Source organism: Methylobacterium sp. CM6247, from assembly GCF_054817925.1.
Genome location: NZ_JBTXKX010000003.1, coordinates 982681 through 1005501, shown reverse-complemented (window position 1 = coordinate 1005501; position 22821 = coordinate 982681). Strand labels below are relative to the sequence as shown.

Sequence of the window (22821 nt, the reverse complement as noted above, 5' to 3'; positions counted from 1 at the left end):
GATGCGGCCCTCGCGGGCCTGAAGGCCCCCGAGGGTCTCTCTCATGCTTGGCGTCGGCGATCAGGCGGCCTCGGCGTGGTCCTCGACCTGGGCGGGCGCGTTGTCCTGGCCCACCGCCTGCGCCGCGCCGGCGATGGCGATGCGGCGGGGCTTGTAGGCCTCCGGCACCTCGCGCACGAGGTCCACGGTCAGCAGCCCGTTGTCGAGGCTGGCGCCGGTGACCTTCACGTGGTCGGCGAGGTTGAAGGTCTGCCGGAAGGGCCGAGTCGCGATCCCGCGATGGAGATAGGCGCGCTCTCCGTCCTGGCCCCCCTTCTGGCCCGTCACCTGAAGCACGGTGTCGTGCTGCGTCAGGTCGATCTCATCCGGGGTGAAGCCCGCCACCGCCATGGTGATGCGATAGGCATCGTCGGCCACCTTCTCGATATTGTAGGGCGGCCAGGTGGTCGACGGCTCGATGCGGGTCGCCTGGTCGAGCAGCGAGATCATGCGGTCGAAACCGACGGTCGAGCGATAGAGCGGTGCGAAATCCAAAGTCCTCATGACCACATCCTCCTGAAGAGCAACGTGATGACAAAGCGCGCCGGACACCGTGTCCGGCGCCAGAATGCGAGCCCATCCGGGCCTCGCACGCGCAAAACGCCGATGGTGGGATGGGGTTCCGGGGCGATGTCGATTTTTTTCGCGATGTGAAGGGCCGGGCTTCGGACCTCTCGCGGGCAGCGCGGGGCTGCTGGGTTCTCACATCTGCTCGTGCAGGCAGAGCGCGTCCCTCTCCCCCTTGTGGGGAGAGGCTAGGAGTGGGGGTGGCTCCGCTAGCCTCCGAAGCAGCAGGAGGGTCGCCCGACCACCCCCACCTCCAACTCCTCCCCACAAGGGCAGGGCGATCGCATATGACACCACGCCGTCATTCCGGGTCGCCACAGGCGAGCCCGGACCCGGAGGACCGCGCCAGAGGCGTGCAATCCAGAGCCGCCGACAGTGTAAAGTCCTGCATCACTTGTGTTTCTGGATCCCGGGCTCCGCTGCGCGGACCCGGGATGACGGGGTGGTGCCAGCGGGTTTCTGACAGGCAAATCGGCATATGCGATAGCCCTGCCACAAGGGGGAGGAGGGTCCCGCGCATCTCGCGCGATCTGCGAACGGTGGGGCCGGGCTCTCAGCGGGCGCCGGCAAATTGTTTGATCACCGCGAGCGGGGCGGCGGGGGCCGGCCACAGGACGAGGCGGTAATGGTCCTCGCCGTCCAGGCGGTCGTCGGTGAGGGTGGTAAGGCCGCCGAAACAGGCACGGACGCGGTAGGTGCCGGGTGCCACGGACAGGATGTCGGTCGACCCGCCCGTGCATTCGTGGATTTCGAGCCGGCCCGAGGGCAGGTCGAGGCTCGCCTCCACCACGTGGTCCCAGAGGTCGAAGGCCTCGTCGGGCGGCCCGTCGAGGATGTCGAGCTCCACCGGCACGGACATGTTGCGCTCGGGCTGGATGACCACGAGGAACGGCGCCGTCTTGACCCTCAGCTGGAGGTCCTCTTCGGTGTAATCCAGCGCCGCGTCGGGCATCTCGCCGTGATCCCAGAGATAGAACTGGTGGTAGTCGGCGAAAATCTCGTAGCGCTTCTGCATGGCATCGCTCCCGCTGGCGCGACCGGAATAGGACGTTCGCTCAGGTTTCGCGATGACCCCGTCCGATGGCGGTGCGAAGGCCCGTCGCGTGGCGGTCGGCCCCGCCTCATTCCGCCGGGGCGAGGGGGCGGGAGCGGTCTTTCCCCGTGAGGCCGAAGAAGCCGACCGCCGAGGCGACGATGACGGCGCCGCACGCCGCCGCGATCCCGAGCACGAGCCCGAACCCGCCCCTCTCGTGCAGCAGGGCGATCAGCGGCACCACGAACCCGCTCACGGTGAAACCGAGGAAATAGCGCACGCTGTAGGCCCGCGCGCGGTAGAGCGGCGGCACGTAGCGAGCCACCATCGCGTCGTTGATCACCACCTGCCCGTAGAGCGCCGCCATGGTCAGGACGAGCCCGGCGAGGAGCGGGACGCCGCTGCTCAGGGCGGCGATTCCGAGGCCCAGCGGCTGCAGCACCGACAGGCCGAGGAACAGCGCCGGCAGGCTGTAACGGTCGATCAGTCGCCCCATGAGGAGTTGGGTCAGGGCTCCCACCATGAAGACCAGGGTGGCCACGGAGCCGATCAGCGCGAGGGGCAGCCCCTCGCCGACGCGCTCGTCCACCACCTTCGGCAGGGCGATGGTGGTGATGTTGAAGGTCATCCCGCCGGCCACGATGGCGCAGGCGAAAACCACGAGCAGGGGGATGGGGCGGGACACCGCGAGCACCGCCTTGCCCCCGTCCTTGCCCTGCGCACCCTCGCCGTCGCCGGGGACCATCGCCAGAAAGGCCGCTCCGCAGGCCAGGCAGACCAGGCCCGGCACCACGAAGGCCGCCTGCCAGCCGAAACCCGTCGCCAGCAGCGCCGTGACACCCGAGGCCGTCGCGGCGCCGACATTGCCCCACACGCCGTTCACGCCGAGGTCCCGCCCGAGGCGGCGCGAGTGGGAGACCAGCATGGTCGAGCCGACCGGGTGATAGATCGCCGAGGCCAGCCCGAGCACGCAGAGCCACAGGGCGAAGGCCGTCGGGCTGGCGGCGCTCGCGACCCCGAGGCACGACAGGCCGTAGCCGAAGAAGAACACCGCCAGGAGGTTTCGCCGTCCGAACCGGTCGGCGAGCCAGCCCATCGGCAGCGCACAGAGGCCGAAGGCCACGAAGGCCCCGGTGGCGAGCGCGATGAGCTCCCCATAGGAGAGCCCGGTCTGCGCCGCAATGGCGATCACGGCCGTCGGGTAGATCAGCAGCACGAAGTGATCGAGGGCATGCGCCACGTTGACGAAGCGCAGAGTGCGGCGGGACAGGGTTTCGGCGTCCATCGGCACAGGATCTCCGCAGGCAGGCCCCGCTCTAGCTGACCCGTTGAACGCTGTCGGGCCGAAGGTGTACGCGATCGGGCCAAGGCAAACGATGCCAAGGCAAACCGCGAGACGGGGAAACCATGCGCTCCATCAGGGCCGAGGATTATCAGGACGTGCCGCGCGCCGTCGCGGTGATGCCCAAGACCTTCGTGGCCGGCAGCTGCACGGAGCGGCACTCCCACAAGCGGGCGCAGCTGCTCTACGCCACCGCCGGATTGATGATGGCGACCGCCGAGGACGGGACCTGGGTGGTGCCGGAGGGCCATGCCCTGTGGATCCCACCGCGCCTCCCCCACGCGGTGGTCATGCATGGCGAGGTCGCCATGTGCTCGGCCTATCTGGCCGTCGAGGCCATCGCCGGCTTCTCCGAACGGGCGCGCGTCATCGAAGTCTCGCCCCTCCTCGCCGCCGCCCTGGTCGCCCTGACAGGCGAGCCCGTTCTGTATGACGAGACGGGTCGCGGCGGGCATCTGGCCGCCCTGGTGCTCGACGAGACGAGACGCGCCCCCGAAACCCGGTTGACCCTGCCCTTGCCGCAGGATGCCCGCCTCCGGCGGATCTGCCTCGGGTTGATCGACGATCCCGCCTTGGCGCTCGGTCTCGACGCCTGGGCCGACCGGGCCGGCGTGAGCCGCCGGACCCTGACGCGCGGGTTTCGCCGGGAAACGGGCCTCAGCTTCGGGCAGTGGCGCGCGAGGGCCAGGATCGTGCGGGCCCTGGCCCTCGCGGCCGATGGCCGGGCGGCACGCCACGTCGCCGCCTCGGTCGGCTATCGCAGCATCCAGGCCCTGAGGGGCAGGACCCAAGCGTTGATCGGACAGGAGGGGGACACCCGGCCGGGCTCGGCCACCGTCGCTCCGCCGGATTGAAGAGCGTCGTCCGTCCCGGCAGGATCGGTCATGCCCCGAGCCCGAGGAGCCCGCAGAATGGGTCGACATCCGCGACCTCCCCAGCGCCGTCTCGGACCCGTTCGGGGCCGATCGCGATGCTGATGCGTCTGCTCGCCCTGTCGCTGGCGATATCCTCGCCCGCCTGCGCCTTCGACGAACTCCTGGTCCGGCCGCCAACGAGTCTGGCGGACGAGTGCGTGAACGGCCTCGTCGAGCATCGAACAGGCCAGTGGAAGCGGCGGGACCGGCCGCTCACCTCCGGGGCGTTCGGGAGCGTCGAGGAGATCGTGCGGGACGTCGACCCGCCGGCCCTGCGCACCCTGGCGGAGCGCGGGTGCAGCCGGCACTTTCGGCATCTCTTCCTCTCCTGCACACGGGTCGATTGGTCCGAAAATGCCAGTCCCGCCCTCCGGCCCATGGGCGTTTCGGCCGAAACGGAGGCGGAGATGATGCGGGTCATGCGCGGATGCCTCGCCGACCTGAAGCAGGCGGGCGTGCCGCCGGTGAGGAAGCGATGAGCGCGCAGCCGGACGGCTGGAAGCGCCTGCCGTTCGGTAAGCGGGACGAGGCTATCGGGAGGTCGTGGTCCCCGACGATCCGGGTGGACATTTCCGGTCGGTCGTTCTCCGTCTATCCATCGGGCGCGATGAGGAACGCGACGCGGCGGTTCCGCTGCCGTCCGGCGGGGTCGTCGCGACCATCGGGATTGGCGTTGGGCGCGACCGGCATGGTCTCGCCCTTGCCCGCCGCCGACAGGCGCCCGGCGGCGATGCCGCGCCCCACCAGCCAAGCGCGGACGGAGACCGCCCGGCGCTCCGACAGGGCCTGGTTGTAGGCGTGCGCGCCCATGGCGTCGGTGTGGCCGGTGATGGCCATACGGGCCTTCGGCATGGCCGCGAGAACCTCTGAGAGCCGGACCAGGGCCGGGCGGGCTTCGGCGCGGATCGCGGACTTGTCGAAGTCGAACAGGACATCGCTCGGCAGCTCCACCAGGATGCCCGCGCCCTCCCGCCGGGCGCCGAGGGCGGAGAGGTTGGCCTCCGTCTTCAGACGCGCCTCGGACGTCATGCCCTTCGCCCCGAAGGAGGAAGCGCCGCCCGAACTGGCCGCAGCGCTCGGTTGGGGCTTCTCCTCCCAATGCGAGGCGGGGAGGCCGATCTCGGCGAACCGGGAGGGAGCGTCGCCGATCGCGGCCCCGCCCGCCGTCACGGTGTAGCTCGACGCATGTCCCTCCGGAGCGAGCCCGGGCAGTGCCAGGATCGCCGCCAAAAGTACCGCCCCTCTCACGGGGTCAGAGCCAGCGGAATGGCGATGCCGGGCGCGTTGATGTCGTCGCCGGACCGGCCGGGGTTGAAGACCAGCGTCAGCCGGCTCGCGTCGGAGGGCAGGGCGCCGGGGAAAACGAGATCGCCCTCCATGGTCCGGCCGTTGAGAACGCGCATCCACTTGTTGTCGGCGATCTGGCGAAGGTGGAGGCGCTGTTCCGCCCCGTCGCCCCAGGCGAGATAGGCATTCTGCCGGTCGTTCATGTTGACGAAGGTCGTCTTGTGACTGTCGAAGCTCGCCAGCAGGCGGACCGTCGTGGCGTCCTCACCCAAAGTGACGGATTTCACCTGTACGGTCAGGCCCACCGGCGCGCTGACCTGCCCTCCGACGATCGTCACCGTCCGGTCCGCGGCAAGTGCCGCGACGGGCAGCAGGGTCATCAACGCGAGGGCAGTCAGTCTCGAGACCAAAGCGGCGTTCCTTTCGAACGGAGAGACGCGGGCTTACGGTCAAGCATATAGAGAAGTCGGCCCCCGCCGGAAGATGCGGGTGCCGCCAAAGCGGGGCGGGACCGGAGCCACGCCTCGTCCGCAAGTTTAAGGGAGGAGGTGATCCGTCAGCCTCCCGCCGCTCCCGCTCAAGGGGATTCCCTCACACGATGCCGCTGGCTTCGAACGGCCACGGCTTTCCGAGCCGTTCGGCGACCTTCGCCGGATCGTGGCCGACCTCTGCCACGGCCGCCTCCACCTCCTCGCTCGGGGTCTGGAAGTAACGGGCCCAATAGGCCTTGTCCCGGGGCTCCTTCAGCGACACCGTGGTGGGCGCCTCGGGCGTGGATCCATCCATGCTCATCGGGCGGCTTCCTCAGCTTCGGTGCCGGGTCGGTCGCTCGGATCGTCCGGCGTTTCCTGAACGGTCCCGCTCACTGTATCCTTCGGGCCAGTCGCGGCGCTGTTCTGTTCCGGCTTGCCGGAACCGCCGCCGCGCGACCGGTCGGAGGTGGATTCGGTCAGCGTCTCGGTCGGTTCGGGCGGTTTCGTCGTCTCGGACATGCGTCGCTCCCTGATCTGACGGGGCAACGCCTGAAGCGCGGTACGGGTTCGGGCCGGCCTCAATCGAGGTAGCTCAGGGCCATCCCCGTCCGGGGGTGAGGGAACACTCCCATACGCACCCCATAGATCGCCTCCAGCCCCTCCGGCGTCACGATCTCGGCGGGGGTGCCGCGCGCGATGAGGCGTCCGCCATGGAGCGCGATGAGGTCGTCACAGGTGCGGGCCGCCATGTTCACGTCGTGCAGGACCACGATGACGGTGAGGCCCCGCTCCTGGGACAGGTGACGCACGAGGGAGAGCACCTCGATCTGGTGGGCGATGTCGAGGGCGGCGATGGGCTCGTCGAGAAGCAGGCAGCGGGCATTCTGCGCCACCAGCATGGCGAGCCAGACGCGCTGACGCTCGCCGCCGGAGAGGCTGTCCACCATGCGCTCGGCGAAGGGGGTCACCTTCGTGAGCCGCATCGCCTCGGCGATGGCGTCCCGGTCGGTCGAGCCCAGTCGGCCCAACGCCCCGTGCCAGGGATAGCGGCCCATGGCGACGAGCTCCTTGACCAGCATGCCGGGCGCCTGCGGCGTCGCCTGCGGCAGGTAGGCGACCTCGCGGGCGAAGGCGCGGTCTCCCAGACTCTCGATCGATGCGCCCTTGAACAGGAGACGTCCGGCGCTCGGGGCCTGTTGGCGGGCCAGCAGCTTGATCAGGGTCGACTTGCCCGAGCCGTTATGGCCGATGAGGCCGATGACCCGGCCGGTGGGGATAACGAGGCTCAGTGGGTGCAGCAGCACGCGTCCCGGAACGGAAAACGTGACCCCGTCGAGGCTGTAGTCCGCATCGTCCGGACTCGGCTCGCGTCTCGCTCCCGCATCGGCTCGGCTCAAGGACATCGTTCGCCCGTTCGACGCTGCAACGCCGCCATGATGGTGGGATCGAGGGCCGCGTCAGGCCCGCGCACCGGCCCTCTGCCGGTCGGCGAGGAGCGATTGGGCGATCTCATGCCCCCGCATGACCAGGATGGACAAGAGGGTATCGCTCAGACCGTGGGTCGGCTCGCTGAAACCCTGGACGTAGATGGCGGGCTCGAAGCCGGGCCGGGTGGCGAGGCGGTAGTCGCGTCCGATGGCGCCGTCGGTGAGATGCGGCGTGAGGGCCGGCATCATGGTCTCCAGACGGTCGCGGCGGTACCCCGTGGCGAGAATCACGGTGTCGTAGGATTCCCGCGTCGTGAGGCCGGTGGCGGCGTCCAGGGTTTCGAGAACGATCTCGCCAGCCTGCTCCGAGGCCCCGACCACGGTGGTCCTCGGCCGCAGGGCATGGCGATGCTCGCCGCTGACCTTCTGCTGGTAGAGGAGATCGAAGATCCGCGTCAGCAGGTCGGTGTCGATCACCGAGTAATTGGTGCCGCGGAACTCGTCGATGATGGCCCGGCGATGGGCCTCGGGCTGGCCATAGACGAAGTCGGTGAAGCCCGGGTTGAAGATCTCGTTGACGAAAGGGCTGTCGTCGGCGGGCTTCAGCGCCTGGCCGCGGAAGATCATGGCGATGTCCGCGTCGGGGATACGGCTCTGCAGGTCGAGGAACAGCTCCGCCGCCGTCTGGCCCGCGCCGATGACGGCGATGCGCGGCCGGCGCGTGGAAGCCTCCGGCAGGGGAACACCGTCGATCCGCGACAGGTAGCGCGAGGAGTGGAACACCCGGGCGCTGCTCTGCAACTCCTCGAAGACCGGCAGGATGCGCGGCTCGCCCCCGGTGGCGAGGATGACGGCGCGGGTACGCCGCCTCTGCTCGCGGCCATCGGCCTTGCGCGAATGGACCAGCAGGTGGCGGATGGTATCGCCGCGTCCCTCCGGCTCGATGGCCAGCACCGTATCGCCGTAATCGCAGCGATCGGCGAAATGCCCCGCGACCCAGCGCAGATAGTCGTTGAACTCGATCCGGCTCGGGAAGAACGACTTGCGGTTGATGTAGTCGATTAGCCGGCCGTGGACATGCAGGTAGTTGATGAAGGTGTAGGGACTCGTCGGATCGCGCAGGGTGACGAGATCCTTCAGGAAGGAGATCTGCATCCCGCTATCGGGCAGAAGCATCCCGCCATGCCAGACAAACTCGTCCTGGCGCTCCAGAAAGCGCACGCGCGGTTGGCGGCCCTGCTGCCGTCCCGCCTCGTCGAGGGCGATGGCGAGCGCCAGGTTCGACGGGCCGAAGCCGACGCCGACCGCGTCGTAGGCCGGTGCTTCGTCGTCGTCCCAGCGCCCGCCCTGCGAACCCCGGAAGGTGTCGCGCAGGGAATATGAGGTGTCCGAGGGGTCGTAGGATTCCGTCATCACCGAACCTCCATTCCTGCGCCGAGATGTCCGCGCCGAGCGGACCTCACGATCCGCCGGCAACTGTCAGGCTAAGGGACGTTCGGGCGGGGGAGGGATTTAGGAGCCGCCGCGAAAATAGTTGCGCCGCCGCTTAAATTTCGGCCGTCCGCCACCGTCTTGGGCTTCGACACCGGCCCATTCGCGGAGCACGACGCCATGGCTATCGACGACAGCGAAGCGACGTTCCTCGTCGTGATCAACGGGGAGGAGCAATACTCGGTCTGGCCCGCCCACCGCGCCGTCCCGGCCGGGTGGCGTGCCACCGGCTTCTCCGGGCCACGCGCCTTGTGCCTCGCCCATATCGAGACGGTCTGGACCGACATGCGGCCGCTCAGCCTGCGCCGCTCCCTCGACGGCGACGCCAGAGCCTGAGCGTTCCGCCCCCCGTTCCGATGACACTTCCAGGACATCCGATGATCGACGGTCTTCCGCGCGCGCCGCTGGCGGTCCCGCCCGCATCAGACCTCGTCAGCCACCTGCGCTGGCTCGCGGGGAACCACGGCACCGTACCGGCCCTGCATTTCCTCGACGATCCCCGGTCGGGGGAGATCACCGTCACCTATGCGGAGCTCGCCGGGCGCGCGCGGGCAATCGCCGCCCGGCTGCGGCGATCGGCGAGCCCCGGCGATCGGGTCTGCCTGCTACTCGATACCGGCCTCGACTATGTCGCCGGCTTCTTCGGCTGCCTCTATGCCGGCCTCATCGCCGTCCCGGTCTTCCCGCCGGAGCCGCGCCGGGCGCAACATCAGGCCCGGATCGCCGCCATCATCGCGGATTCCGAGCCCGCGATCGTCCTCGTCCATCGCGGCGACGCGGATTCCGTTCGCGACCTGCTCGCCGAATCGGGCCAGCCAGGGGCGGTCCTTCCGGTGGAGGACATCACCCTGAACGATCTCGCCATGGCCGAGGGCGCCGACTGGCTCACCACCGCGCCGTCGCCGGCGACGGTGGCCTTCCTGCAATACACGTCGGGCTCGACGGCGGTGCCGAAGGGCGTGGTCGTGAGCCACGGCAATCTCATCGCCAACGAACACCTGATCCGGGTCGGGTTCGATCTCCGCCCCGACGACGTCATGGTGAGCTGGCTGCCGCTCTACCATGACATGGGGCTGATCGGCGGCATGCTGCAGCCGATCTACGCGGGTATCCTGGGCGTCCTCATGTCGCCCAAGCATTTCCTCGGACGACCGGCACGCTGGCTGGAGGCCATCCACCGCTTTCGGGGGACGGTGAGCGGCGGACCCGATTTCGCGTTCCGCCTATGCCAGGACAGGGTCGACGACGAGACGGCGGCGCGTCTCGACCTGTCGAGCTGGCAGATCGCCTTCTCCGGGTCGGAGATGGTCCGCGCCTCCACCATGGCCGAGTTCGCGGAACGCTTCGCGCCCGCCGGCTTCGATCCCCGTGCGCTGAGGCCGTCCTACGGTCTGGCGGAGGCGACGCTCTTCCTCACCGCGGGCCAGCGGGGCGAGGGCATGCGCAGTCTTGACCTCGACCCGGCCATTCTCGCGGAAGGCCGCGCCGTGGCGGCAGAGGAGGGCACTCGGCTGGTCGATTGCGGTTTCGCGCAGCCCGACCATCCGATTCATATCGCCGGACCTGACGGGTCCTGCCTGCCGGATGGGGCGATCGGCGAGGTCGTGGCATCCGGCCCAAGCCTCGCCCAGGGCTATTGGCGCAACCAGGACGCCACCGATGCCGCCTTCGTCGAGCGGGACGGCATCCGGAGCCTCAAGACGGGAGACCTCGGCTTCCTGCATGGGGGCCGGATCTTCCTCGTCGGGCGTGAGAAGGATCTCATCATCCTGCGCGGTCAGAACGTCTACCCGCAGGATGTGGAGCGGGTCGTCGAGCGGAATGTCGACATCCTGCGCCAGGGACGCATCGCCGCCTTCGCCATTGAGCGGGATGGGCGTGAAGGCATCGGCGTCGCGGTGGAGGTCTCGCGCACCGTCCAGAAGCTCACCGCGCCCGAGGCGCTGGCCGCTCTGGTGTCCGAGGCGGTCGCCGATGCCTTCCTCGAGACCGCGCGTGTCGTGGTTCTCCTCAATCCAGGCGGCCTGCCGCGCACATCCAGCGGGAAAATCCAGCGGGGCGCCGCGCGGCGCGGGTGGCAGGCAGGCTCCCTCGACGCCTATGCAATGGTGGAGGATGGCCGCCGAGTCGACGGAGAGGAGGCACCGAACCCCCGCCCCGATACAACCATGACCGGGTTGGAGTTGCGCCTCGCCGCGATCTGGTCCGCGCTTCTCGACCGCAGCGACGTGACCCGCGACAGCCACTTCTTCGCCCTCGGCGGCAACTCGATCGCGGCCATACGGATGCTCGCCGAGCTTCGCACCGCGCTCGGCGTCGCAGTTCCCCCACAGGTTCTGTTCGCTCATCCCCGGCTCGGGGCGTTCGCCGGCGCGGTGGAAGCCGAAATCGCGGCGGGCCGGAAAGCCCTCCTGATCAAGCCCGCCTCGCGGGAGGTAGCGCTTCCCTTGTCCCTGGCGCAGGAGCGGCTGTGGTTCGAGGCCGAGTTCGGCGACGACGAAACTCATCATATCGCAGGCGGTATTCATCTGCGCGGCTCCCTCGACCGCGATGCCCTGACGCGCAGCCTCGATGCCCTCACGGCGCGCCACGACGCCTTCCGGACGCGGCTCTCTCGCAGACCCGATGGTCGCGGAGAACAAAGGATAGAAGCCGGCTACAAGATAGATTTAGCCGACTTCGATCTCTCGACGATCCCTCTACAATCCCGCGAAAAGCGCTTCGCCGAACTCTGTCGCGAGGAGGCCGAACGGCCCTTCGCGCGATGCGGCGGCCCCCTGGCGCGCTTCACCCTGGTCCGGCTCGACGAGACGCATCACGTCCTCCTCATCACCCTGCATCACATCGTGGCCGATGGTTGGTCCATGACGGTGATCCTGCGTGAATGGCCCGCCCTGTACGCGGCGGAAGTCGAAGGACGATCGGCCGATCTGGCCGCCCTAGCGATCCAACCGGCCGATATCGCATTCTGGCAGAGGGGTGAGGCCCAGGCCGAAGCGATGGAGGCCGATCTGTCCTGGTGGCGCGACCGCCTCGGCGACGCGGAACCCGACCTGTCCCTTACCGACCGTCGCAGGCCCGCCGGGCAGCCAGATCGCGTCTGCCGGCACGGTTTCGCGATCGCTGACGGCCTGACCCGCCAAGTCACGGCCCTCGCGGCGGAAACCGGCACGTCGCCCTTCGCGATCCTGCTCAGCGCCTTCGCGCTGTTCCTTCACCGCTACGGCGAAGCACGGCACCTGCGCATCGCGATGCCGGTAGCGGGTCGCCATCTGCCGGGCGTTGAGAATCTCGTCGGCGTCTTCGTGAATACGCTGGTGCTGCCGGTGACCATCGATCCGGTCCTGCCGGGTCGCGAGGTCGTGAGCCGAACCTGGGCCTCGCTCACCGATGCCCTGGCACATCAGGACCTGCCCTTCGAGCGTCTGGTGGAAGCCCTTCAGCCGAAGCGTGTTCCAGGTCGCGCACCGCTCGCCCGCGTCATGATCAGTCAGCAGCCGGCGGCTTTGGGCGCTTTCGGTACGGCCGGCGGCCTCACGCTGGAAGCGTTCGGCCAGGATACCGGCACGCCCGCCTACGATCTCGTCTTGGAAGTGGCGGAGAAAGCCGGCAGCCTGTCCGCGACCTTCGCCTATTCCGAGGCCCTGTTCGGTGCCGACACCGTCTCTCGGTTCGAGGACGGCTATCTCGCCTTCCTCGACGGCCTCACCGGTAGCCCGGCCGAGCGTGTTGATGCGTTGCCCTTGGTTCCGTTCGAGGCCCTGTCGGATCTGTCGGCGCCCTACGCGGATGGGATGCCGCTGTCGGAGGGGCTGGTGCCGGAACTCATCGGCGAGGCGGCCCTCGCCGATCCCGACGCGCCAGCGGTGGTCTGCGGGCCGCGCACCACCACGTTCGGCGAGCTCGACCGGGCGGCCAACCGTCTCGCCCACCGGTTGATCCGTGAGGGAATCGGCCCCGAGACCGTGGTCGCCGTCGCCCTGCCGCGCGGGCCCGACCAGATCGCCGCCTTCCTCGCCATCCTCCGGGCTGGGGGCGCCTTCCTGCCCCTCGATCCGGCCCAGCCGACGGCGCGCCTCGCCGCCCTTATCGAGGATGCCGGCGCCCGCCTGCTGCTCGCCCAAGCCGGCACCCTCGACGGGCTGGGCCGAGCCGGTCCGGGCGGCCTCGCGCGGCTCGACCCGTCCAGCCTCGATCTCTCCTCCGAGCCCGAAACCGCGCCGTCCCGCACGGCCCATCCGGACCAGCTCGCCTACGTCATCTACACGTCGGGCTCGACGGGCCGGCCCAAGGGCGTCGCCGTGGCGCACGGGCCCCTGGCCCGGCACGTGCGCGCCACCGGGGCGGTCTACGGCACGGGCCCGGAGACCCGCGAGCTCCATGTCCTGTCGATGAGCTTCGACGGGGCGCAGGAGCGCTGGATGGTGCCGCTGGCCTTCGGCGGCTGCGTCGTGCTCAAGCCGGACGGACTGTGGACCCCGCGCGAGGCGCTGGACGCCATGGAGCGCCACGGCGTCACCCATGCGGGCTTCCCCACCGCCTACATGCACCAGCTCGCGCTGGAGGCCGCCAGCGGCCCGCGCCCGAGCCGGCGCTCGTACAGCTTCGGCGGCGAGGCGCTGTCGCGGGAGAGCTTCGCCCTGATCGGCCGGGTGCTCGACCCGACCCTGCTGATCAACGGCTACGGCCCGACCGAGACGGTGATCTCGCCCCTCGTCTGGCGGGCCCGGGCCGGCGACGCGGTGGAGGGGGCCTACGCGCCGATCGGCCGGGCGGTGGGGGATCGCCGGGCCTACATCCTCGACGCGGCCTTGCAGCCCGTGCCGGTGGGCGTCACCGGGGAACTGCATCTGGGCGGTGACGCTCTGGCGCGGGGCTATCTCGGCCAGGCCGGGCAGACGGCGGACCGGTTCATCCCCGATCCGTTCCCGGACCTGTCGGGCCGGGAAGGCGGCCGGCTCTACCGCACCGGGGATCTGGCGCGCTGGCGGTCGGACGGGACGGTGGAGTATCTCGGCCGGGCGGACGCGCAGGTGAAGCTGCGCGGGTTCCGGATCGAACTCGGCGAGGTCGAGGCGGCGCTGCTGGCGCAGGAGACCGTGGCCGGCGCGGCGGCGGGCCTGCGCCAGGGCCCGGCGGGTCCGATGCTGGTGGCCTACGTCGTCACTGCGGCCGGGGCGGAGTTCGACCCCGCTGCACTCCGGGCGGAGCTCGCCCGACGCTTGCCGGACTACATGGTACCGAGCCGGATCGTGGCGCTGGATCGTCTTCCGCTGACGCCCAACGGCAAGCTCGACCGCGCGGCCCTGCCGGAGCCCGCGCCGCTGGCCGAGGCCGCGAGCGGCCCCTCGCGCCCGCTCACCCCCACCGAGACCGTGGTGGCCGAGATCTGGGCCAAGGCGCTCGGCCTCCCCGCCATCCCGCCCGACCGGAACTTCTTCGAGGCGGGCGGCGATTCCATCCTCAGCCTTCAGATCGTCGCCCGCCTGCGCGAAGCGGGTTTTGCCGCGACGCCGCGCCAGATCTTCGAGCATCAGACGGTGGCGGCGCTCGCCCGCGTCATCGCGCCGGTGGAGGGGCCAGCGGCCACGATCCGCGTGCCGGAAGGCCCTGCCCCCCTCACGCCGATCCAGCATTGGTTCTTCGAGCAACCGATGCCGAAGCGCGACCACTGGAACCAGTCCGTCGAGCTGGATGCCCGCGTGAATCTCGATGCCGACCGTCTCGGAGAGGCGCTGACGGCCCTCGTCGCCCATCACGAGGCGTTGCGTTACGCCTTCGGTCGTGACGCGGAAGGCGCGTGGTCTCAGGAGCCGGTCTCGCCGGCCCGCCTCGCCGATCCGCTTTCGGTGGTTGAAGTGGAGAGCGATGACGAGGCGCGGACCTGCTTCCTCGCCGCCGAGCGCAGCCTCAACCTCGCGGATGGGCGCGTCTTCGCCGCTGTGCTGGCAAACCTTCCCGGCGGACGCCAGCGCCTGCTGCTCACTGCCCATCACCTCGTCGTGGATGCCGTCTCCTGGCGCATCCTCGTCTCGGACCTCGACCTGCTCTACCGAGGCGATGCGGCCCTCGCGCCCGCGACGCCGTTCCGGTCGTGGGCCCATCGCCTGCGCGACCATGCGGCGGAGATCGGGACGGAGACCGAGGCGTGGATCAGCGCGCTCTCAGGCTCGACCGCCCGGCTTCCCGTCGACCATCCCGATGCCCCGCGCGATCAGCGTCACGCACGAGCGACTCATCTGGTCCTCGATTCTTCTGTCGTGGCCGGCCTCGATCGCCTGCGCAAAGCCTATCGGATGCGCCTCGACGAGGTGCTTCTGTCAGGCTTGGCACGGGCCCTCGCCGCCTGGACGAAGCATCCCACGTTCGGCGTGACGCTCGAACGCCATGGGCGGGACGGCGACGCGGCGGATATTCCCCTCGACCGGACCGTCGGCTGGTTCACCACCCTGGTGCCGGTCGGCCTGACGGTTTCGGGCGACATCGCGCGCGATCTGAAGGCGACGAAAGAAACCCTGCGTCGGCTCCCCGGCGACGGCACGGACTTGTCGCTGCTGCGCTATCTCGGGTCACGGACCGAACGTGAGCGCCTGTCTGCGCTGCCATGGCCGGAGGTGACCTTCAATCACCTCGGCACCGTCGCCGATATCGATGCGGGGCCCCTGTTCTCTCTCGACACCGAGGCGATGCGGCTGTCGGCGGATCCCGCCGCTCCGCTGGGCTCCGAACTCGTGGTCGACAGCTACCAGGGCAAGGGAGCGATCACCCTGCGCCTCGGCTATGGCGGGGACCGTTTCGACGGCCCGACCATCGAAAGACTGATCGACCTCCTCAGGCTCGCATTCGAGGCCCTCGCCGCGCATGGCCATGACGAGGCCGCCGGCGGCGCGACCCCATCGGATTTCGCCCTCGCCGCCCTGACCCAGGACAAGCTCGACGGCCTCGGCCTCGATTGGCGGATGATCGAGGACCTCTACCCGCTGACTCCGACACAGGGCGGCATCCTGTTCCACGCGCTCGCCGCTCCGGGGGCCGGTCTCTACGTCAATCAACTCGGCGTCACCCTGGGCGGCCTCGATCCCGAGCGCTTCGCGACGGCGTGGCGGGCGAGCGTGGCGCGCCATCCCGTCCTGCGCACCAGCTTCCACTGGACGGACGAATTCGACGCTCCCTTGCAGGTCGTCCATGCCTCGGCGGACCTGCCGGTGACGCGCCTCGACCGGCCGGACGCGACCGACGCGGACCTCGCCGCGATCGCCGAGGCCGAGCGAGCCCAAGGCTTCGACCTGTCCCGGCCGCCGCTGATGCGTCTCCTCATCGTCGATTTCGGCCGGGGACGGCACCGGCTGATCTGGACCTGCCACCACCTCCTCCTCGACGGATGGAGCAATGCCCGCCTGATCTCCGAGGTGCTCCGCGACTATGCGGGCGAGACGATCGCGCCGCCGTCCCGCCTGTTCCGCGACCATCTCGCCCGGCTCTCGACACGCGACCGCGGCGGCGACGAGCGGTTCTGGCGTGACGCCCTGGCCCCGCTGGACGCGCCGAGCCTCATCGCCCCGGCTCTGTCCGGCGTGGCAGGGGCGAGCGGCCACATCGCCATCGATACGGTCTTGGGCGATGCCCGCGCCGACCGTTTGCAGGCCTTCGCCCGGCGTGAGCAGGTGACCCTGAACACGGTGTTCGAAGCCGCATGGGCGCTCACCCTGGGCCGGTTCACCGGACGCAAGAGCGTGGCGTTCGGAATCACCGGGTCGGGCCGTCCCCTGGACGATGGCGGGATGCACGAGGTGCTCGGCCTGTTCATCAACACGGTGCCGCGCTGCGTCGAACTTGGTGGACGGCGTCCGGTCTCGGACTGGCTGCGCCGGCTCCAGGGCGAGGCCGCGGCCCTGCGGGACCACGATCTCGCCTCCCTCGCTGATATCCAGACCTGGGCCGGGAGGAGCGGACAGCCGCTCTTCGACAGCCTGCTCGTCGTCGAGAATTATCCTCTCGACGCCGTCGTCCGCGAGCGCAGCCTCGGCGGGCTGGAATTCGGTCCGGTGACGACGCTGGAGGCCACCGACGTCCCGTTGACCCTGTCGCTTCTTCTCGACGGCGCGCCGCGCCTCAACTGGAGCGTGGATCAGGCCCGGATTTCCCCGGCCGATATCCATCGCCTCAACGCGCAGCTGCTGCACATCCTCGACACCGTCATGGATGCGGCTGGCGCCCCCGTGGATACGCCCTCCCTCGTCCTGCCGGGGGAGATCGAGCAGGCCCGACGCCGGGCCGCCGACAGCCGCACGGCCCCCGTCGAACCCGCTATCCATCTGCGGATCGCGGAACACGCCATGGTGCGCCCGGACGCGGTGGCCGTCACCTTCGAGGGTGAGCGAGCGACCTATGCGGAGATCGAGACCAGGGCGACGCGTCTTGCCCGGCGTCTCGTCCGCGAAGGCGTGCGCCCCGGCGATCTCGTAGGGCTTTGCGCCGAACGATCGATCTCTCTCATCGTCGGGATCCTGGCGATCCTGAAGAGCGGAGCCGGCTATGTTCCCCTCGATCCGAGCTATCCGGCCGAGCGTATCGAGTTCATGCTCGTCGATTCCGGTGCCCGACACGTGCTCACCACCATGGGCCTTGCCGCGAGCCTGCCCGAGGGCGGCCCTCGGCCGATCCTCCTCGACGAAGCGGCGGCGACCGAGGACGGAGACACCCCCCTGCCGCCGGCGCCTCATCCCGATCAGCCGGCCTATGTGATCTACACCTCGGGCTCCACCGGACAGCCGAAGGGCGTCGTCGTCACCCATGCCAACGCTGCGCGCCTGCTGACCACCACGCAGGCTGATTTCGGCTTTGGCCAGGACGATGTCTGGACCCTGTTCCATGCCTACGGGTTCGACTTCTCGGTCTGGGAAATCTTCGGGGCGCTCTGCCATGGGGGGCGCCTCGTCGTGGTGCCGCGTGAGGCGACGCGAGCGGCGGATGCGTTCCTCGATCTCCTCGTCCGCGAGGGCGTCACGGTGCTGAACCAGACCCCCTCCGCCTTCCGGCCGCTGATGCAGGCGGCCGTCGCCCGCCCGAAAGGATTGGCCCTGCGCCACGTCGTATTCGGCGGAGAGGCCCTCGACGTCGCCGGACTGAAGCCCTGGTTCGACCGGTTCGGCGATGCGGTGCCGCGTCTCGTGAACATGTACGGCATCACCGAGACGACGGTTCACGTGACCTACCGACCTCTCGCCGCCGGCGACGCGCAGAGGGCGGACAGCCCCATCGGCGAGGCGTTGCCCGACCTGACCCTGCACCTCCTCGACGATTCCCTCGATCCCGTTCCCGACGGGGTGACGGGCGAGATCCATGTGGGCGGTGCCGGCTTGGCCCAGGGCTATCTCGGGCGCGCCGCGCTGACGGCCGAACGCTTCGTGCCGGACCCGTTCGGTCCGCCGGGCGGACACCTTTATCGCAGCGGCGATCTCGCCCTTCGCCGGCCGGACGGCACGCTTGCCTATCTCGGGCGGGCCGACGGACAGGTGAAGCTGCGCGGTTTCCGGATCGAGACGGGCGAGATCGCCGCCGCCCTGCGGGCGCAGGACGGTATCGCCGATGCCGCGATCGTGCTTCGCGAGACGGCGGGGGACAAGCAACTGGTCGCCTATGTCACCGGCACGCCAGTGGACGAGGCGAGCCTGCGTGAAGCCCTACTTCGCCGGCTACCGAGCCATATGGTCCCGGCCCATATCGTGTCTGTACCGTCCTTGCCCCTCACTCCGAACGGCAAGCTCGACCTTCACGCATTGCCCGCGCCGCTAACCCTCTCGCGAGCCTCGGCTGAGCCGGAGGGGGCGATGGAGGTCGCCCTCGCGGAGATCTGGCGCGAGGTGCTGGAGGTGGACGCGATTGGCCGCGACGACGATTTCTTCGGCCTCGGCGGCCATTCCCTCACCGCTGCACAGCTCGCCATGCGGGTGAAGCAGCGCCTCGGCGTCACCGTACCGATCCGCGCCCTGTTCGAAGCGCCGACCCTGCGCGGCTATGCCCTCGCGGTGACGTCGAACGAGACGGCGGGCGACGGACGGGACGAGGCGGACGACCTGTCCGACATGGACGCCCTCCTCGCCGATCTGGAGGCCTGAATGACCGCCCGCCCCGCCGACCAAGCCACACCCCAGGCGACCGATCTCAGCCGCCGCTTCGGCCGGCTCTCCGCCGACAAGCGCCGCGTCTTCCTCGACGCCCTGGCCTCCCGGGGCATCGATTTCGCCCGGTTGCCGATCGTCGCGCGGGAGGAGGATGCCGGCCCCGAGAGGGTCGCGCCCCTGTCCTATGCGCAGGAGCGGCTGTGGCTCATCGGTCGGATGGGAGGCGACGCCGCCCTGCTCCATATCGCGGGCGGGCTCGACCTCGTCGGGCCGCTCGACGGCGATGCCCTGGCGCGGGCCTTCGAAGCCCTGGTCGCGCGGCATCCGGCCCTGAGGACGGGGTTCCGTGCCGGCGAGAGCGACGGGGTCGAGGCCGTCACCCTGGCGGTGGTCGCGGCGAGCCTGCGGCAAGTCTCGCTCGAGACGTCGGATCGCGATATCGCAGAGGAGCGCCTCGCCGCCCTGTCCCGCGAGGAGGCCAGGCGACCGTTCGATCTGGCGGCACCGCCCCTGTTCAGAGCCGTGCTGGTTCGCATGGAGCCCGAGCGCCACGTCCTCCTCCTGACGATGCACCACCTCGTCTCGGACGGTCGCTCGGTGGAGATCCTGCTCGCCGAGCTCATGCGCGTCTATGCGGCGGGCGAGGCCGCCGGTCTGCCCGCGCTGCCCATCGCCTATGCCGATTACGCGCGCTGGCAGCGCGATTGGCTGGAGGCGGGCGAGCTCGACCGCCAGCTCTCCTGGTGGCGCGAGCGCCTCGGGGCCACCGAGACCGTGATCCCGCTACCCACCGACCGGCCCCGCCCGGCGGTTCAGAGTTTCCGGGGCGCGGCGGTGGATTTCACCCTCGATGCCGATGTGGCGACCGGGCTCGAAGCCCTGGCGCGGCAGGCCGGCGCAACCAGTGCCATGGTCCTCCTCGCCATCCTGTCCCTGGTCCTCCGGCGCTATACCGGCGAGGCGGACCTGCGCATCGGCATCCCTGTAGCCAACCGAAACCGGCCGGAGACGGAAGGGCTCGTCGGTCTCTTCGTCAACACCCTGGCGATCCGGGTCATCGTCGATCCGGGCGCGAGCGTCCTCGACCATGTGCGGGCCGTGCGCGACGCTATGGTGGATGCTCAAGGCCATCAGGACCTACCCTTCGAGCGACTGGTCGAAGCGCTCCAGACCCGCCGGACCGTGAGCCACACCCCCGTCGTCCAGGTGATGCACAGCCACCGCGTCGAGGGGCCGGGACGGTTCGAGATCGGCGACCTGACGGTCTCGCCCTTCGGACGCGGGACCGGCAACGTCCAGTTCGATCTCGTGCTGGAAACGGTGACGGAAGCCCGCGGGGCGCTGCGCGGATCGTTCGGTTACGCCCGCGACCTGTTCCAGCGGGACACCATGGAGCGGATGCGAGACGGGTTCCTCACCCTTCTGCGCGGTGCGGTAGAGGAGCCCGGCCGCCGTGTTGACGCATTGCCTCTGGTTCCGTTCGATGTGCTGTCGGATCTGTCGGCGCCCTACGCGGACGGGATGCCGCTGTCGGATGCGCTGGTGCCGGAACTCATCGGCGAGGCGGCCCTCGCCGATCCCGACGCGCCAGCGGTGGTCTGCGGGCCGCGCACCACCACGTTCGGCGAGCTCGACCGGGCGGCCAACCGTCTCGCCCACCGGTTGATCCGTGAGGGAATCGGCCCCGAGACCGTGGTCGCCGTCGCCCTGCCGCGCGGGCCCGACCAGATCGCCGCCTTCCTCGCCATCCTCCGGGCTGGGGGCGCCTTCCTGCCCCTCGATCCGGCCCAGCCGACGGCGCGCCTCGCCGCCCTTATCGAGGATGCCGGCGCCCGCCTGCTGCTCGCCCAAGCCGGCACCCTCGACGGGCTGGGCCGAGCCGGTCCGGGCGGCCTCGCGCGGCTCGACCCGTCCAGCCTCGATCTCTCCTCCGAGCCCGAAACCGCGCCGTCCCGCACGGCCCATCCGGACCAGCTCGCCTACGTCATCTACACGTCGGGCTCGACGGGCCGGCCCAAGGGCGTCGCCGTGGCGCACGGGCCCCTGGCCCGGCACGTGCGCGCCACCGGGGCGGTCTACGGCACGGGCCCGGAGACCCGCGAGCTCCATGTCCTGTCGATGAGCTTCGACGGGGCGCAGGAGCGCTGGATGGTGCCGCTGGCCTTCGGCGGCTGCGTCGTGCTCAAGCCGGACGGACTGTGGACCCCGCGCGAGGCGCTGGACGCCATGGAGCGCCACGGCGTCACCCATGCGGGCTTCCCCACCGCCTACATGCACCAGCTCGCGCTGGAGGCCGCCAGCGGCCCGCGCCCGAGCCGGCGCTCGTACAGCTTCGGCGGCGAGGCGCTGTCGCGGGAGAGCTTCGCCCTGATCGGCCGGGTGCTCGACCCGACCCTGCTGATCAACGGCTACGGCCCGACCGAGACGGTGATCTCGCCCCTCGTCTGGCGGGCCCGGGCCGGCGACGCGGTGGAGGGGGCCTACGCGCCGATCGGCCGGGCGGTGGGGGATCGCCGGGCCTACATCCTCGACGCGGCCTTGCAGCCCGTGCCGGTGGGCGTCACCGGGGAACTGCATCTGGGCGGTGACGCTCTGGCGCGGGGCTATCTCGGCCAGGCCGGGCAGACGGCGGACCGGTTCATCCCCGATCCGTTCCCGGACCTGTCGGGCCGGGAAGGCGGCCGGCTCTACCGCACCGGGGATCTGGCGCGCTGGCGGTCGGACGGGACGGTGGAGTATCTCGGCCGGGCCGATGCGCAGGTGAAGCTGCGCGGGTTCCGGATCGAACTCGGCGAGGTCGAGGCGGCGCTGCTGTCGCAGGAGATCGTGGCCGGCGCGGCGGCGGGCCTGCGCCAGGGCCCGGCGGGTCCGATGCTGCTGGCCTACGTCGTCACTGCGGCCGGGGCGGAGCTCGACCCCGCTGCACTCCGGGCGGAGCTCGCCCGACGCTTGCCGGACTACATGGTGCCGACCCGGATCGTGGCGCTGGATCGGTTACCGCTGACGCCCAACGGCAAGCTCGACCGCGCGGCCCTGCCGGAGCCCGAGCCGCTGACGGAGGCGATGAGCGGCCCCTCGCGTCCGCTCACCCCCACCGAGACCGTGGTGGCCGAGATCTGGGCCAAGGCGCTCGGCCTCCCCGCCATCCCGCCCGACCGGAATTTCTTCGAGGCGGGGGCGAACTCGCTCACCGCCCTGCGCGTGCTCACCGCCCTCGGCGCGGCCTTCCCGGAGCGCAGCCCCACCATCGCCGACATCTTCAACAACCAGAGCGTCGAGACTCTGGCCGCCGCGCTCACCGCCGATGCGGTCGGCACCGCGCAGGTGGTGCGCCTGCGGGCGACGGGTGACCGGCCGATGCTCTACTGCTTCCCCGGCCTGATGGTAAACACCCGCGAATACGCGCCCCTGGTCCGCCGCCTCGGGCCGGACCAGCCGGTCACCGGCTTCGTCTGCTACTCCCTCACCGACGCGCGCAAGAGCGTGGTCTCGGTGGAGGACATCGCCGCGCGCTACGCGGAAATCATCGAGAAGGAGAGCGCCGGACGCCCCTGCACCATGCTCGGCTGGTCCTGGGGCGGCGTCCTCGCCTACGAGGCGGCGCGGATGCTGGGCTCGCGCGTCGACCTCGGCTTCGTCGGTATGCTCGACGTCTGCGACATCGATGTGAGCTTCGCCGTCGGCGCCCTGCCGGTGCTGACGCCGGAGCATCGCCGCCACCTTCAGGAGAACGTCGCGTCCTGGCTGGAGCGCTCGCCGATGAGGGCCGATTGGGAGGACCTGTTCCGGCGCATGGACCCGGAACTCCACGAGCAGTTCCTCGCCTATGTGGCGGCCGCCCCCGACCCACTGCCCCTCGACGGGCCGGGCGTCGGCAGCAAGGAATACGAACTCTGGACCTTCGTCGACAACACGCTGCTGTACCGCCGCTACCGGGCGGACAAATTCGATTGCCCGATCCGGGTCTGGCTCGCCGGCCGCTCGGTGGAGCGCGGCCTCAACCATGTGGATTGGGGGCGCTATTCCAACCGGGTGGAACAGGTGACCGTGATCCCCGACGTCACCCACCGGGAGATCGTGGATTCCACGATGTTCCACGACAGTTTCGCGGCCTCGCTATGAGG

The 22821-nt window shown here is 70.2% G+C and carries 14 protein-coding genes; 5 read left to right on the top strand and 9 right to left on the bottom strand.

The genetic code is table 11. The features are described 5' to 3' along the window. Positions 1-60 precede the first annotated feature (60 nt). The 3 genes from ACYQOP_RS05515 to ACYQOP_RS05505 form a co-directional block, all read right to left on the bottom strand. Positions 61-543 (bottom strand): Hsp20 family protein, encoded by a 483-nt coding sequence (locus tag ACYQOP_RS05515; protein WP_461221597.1) that lies wholly within the window; start codon positions 541-543, stop codon positions 61-63. Positions 544-1159: 616 nt separating this feature from the next. Further along, positions 1160-1621, bottom strand: coding sequence for a hypothetical protein (locus tag ACYQOP_RS05510; RefSeq protein ID WP_461221595.1), 462 nt, complete (start codon positions 1619-1621; stop codon positions 1160-1162). Positions 1622-1727: 106 nt separating this feature from the next. Beyond that, positions 1728-2924, bottom strand: a complete 1197-nt coding sequence (locus ACYQOP_RS05505) for an MFS transporter (protein WP_461221593.1) — start codon at positions 2922-2924, stop codon at positions 1728-1730. A 122-nt stretch (positions 2925-3046) separates the two neighbouring features. Here ACYQOP_RS05505 and ACYQOP_RS05500 point away from each other — a divergent pair, with 122 nt between their 5' ends. Together ACYQOP_RS05500 and ACYQOP_RS05495 are read left to right on the top strand one after the other, a co-directional pair. Further along, a complete protein-coding gene (locus tag ACYQOP_RS05500; protein ID WP_461221591.1) occupies positions 3047-3835 on the top strand; it encodes a helix-turn-helix domain-containing protein in 789 nt (262 codons plus the stop codon). Between the two features lie 116 nt (positions 3836-3951). Beyond that, the gene (locus ACYQOP_RS05495; RefSeq protein WP_207410847.1) at positions 3952-4374 is read left to right on the top strand and encodes a hypothetical protein; all 423 of its coding nucleotides are present in this window, start codon (positions 3952-3954) and stop codon (positions 4372-4374) included. A 112-nt stretch (positions 4375-4486) separates the two neighbouring features. Here ACYQOP_RS05495 and ACYQOP_RS05490 read toward each other — a convergent pair whose 3' ends face one another. From ACYQOP_RS05490 to ACYQOP_RS05465, 6 genes are all read right to left on the bottom strand, one after another. Further along, complete coding sequence (locus ACYQOP_RS05490) at positions 4487-5143, bottom strand: OmpA family protein (RefSeq protein ID WP_461221590.1); 657 nt, start codon at positions 5141-5143, stop codon at positions 4487-4489. Beyond that, on the bottom strand, positions 5140-5562 hold the full coding sequence (locus ACYQOP_RS05485; protein ID WP_461221588.1) for a hypothetical protein: 423 nt from the start codon (positions 5560-5562) through the stop codon (positions 5140-5142). Before ACYQOP_RS05485 ends, ACYQOP_RS05490 begins: the two co-directional genes overlap by 4 nt. Before the next feature lie 211 nt (positions 5563-5773). Then, entirely contained in the window at positions 5774-5974 is a 201-nt protein-coding gene (locus tag ACYQOP_RS05480; RefSeq protein WP_461221586.1) for a DUF3606 domain-containing protein, read from the bottom strand. Continuing rightward, the gene (locus ACYQOP_RS05475) at positions 5971-6174 is read right to left on the bottom strand and encodes a hypothetical protein (protein WP_461221584.1); all 204 of its coding nucleotides are present in this window, start codon (positions 6172-6174) and stop codon (positions 5971-5973) included. The genes ACYQOP_RS05480 and ACYQOP_RS05475 overlap by 4 nt, the downstream gene beginning before the upstream one ends. Before the next feature lie 59 nt (positions 6175-6233). After that, positions 6234-7058: an ATP-binding cassette domain-containing protein gene (locus ACYQOP_RS05470; protein ID WP_461221583.1), complete on the bottom strand. Its 825-nt coding sequence runs from the start codon at positions 7056-7058 to the stop codon at positions 6234-6236. A gap of 54 nt (positions 7059-7112) precedes the next feature. After that, positions 7113-8495, bottom strand: coding sequence for a lysine N(6)-hydroxylase/L-ornithine N(5)-oxygenase family protein (locus ACYQOP_RS05465; protein WP_461221581.1), 1383 nt, complete (start codon positions 8493-8495; stop codon positions 7113-7115). 198 nt (positions 8496-8693) lie between these two features. On the opposite strand from ACYQOP_RS05465, the gene ACYQOP_RS05460 reads away from it, so the two are divergent. From ACYQOP_RS05460 to ACYQOP_RS05450, 3 genes are read left to right on the top strand one after another with little or no spacing between them, the layout of a single operon-like run. Then, positions 8694-8909 (top strand): MbtH family protein, encoded by a 216-nt coding sequence (locus tag ACYQOP_RS05460; RefSeq protein WP_461221579.1) that lies wholly within the window; start codon positions 8694-8696, stop codon positions 8907-8909. Positions 8910-8950: 41 nt separating this feature from the next. Further along, positions 8951-18691, top strand: a complete 9741-nt coding sequence (locus tag ACYQOP_RS05455; protein WP_461221578.1) for an amino acid adenylation domain-containing protein — start codon at positions 8951-8953, stop codon at positions 18689-18691. Next, complete coding sequence (locus tag ACYQOP_RS05450) at positions 18692-22819, top strand: amino acid adenylation domain-containing protein (RefSeq protein ID WP_461221576.1); 4128 nt, start codon at positions 18692-18694, stop codon at positions 22817-22819. The last annotated feature ends 2 nt before the right edge of the window (positions 22820-22821 follow it).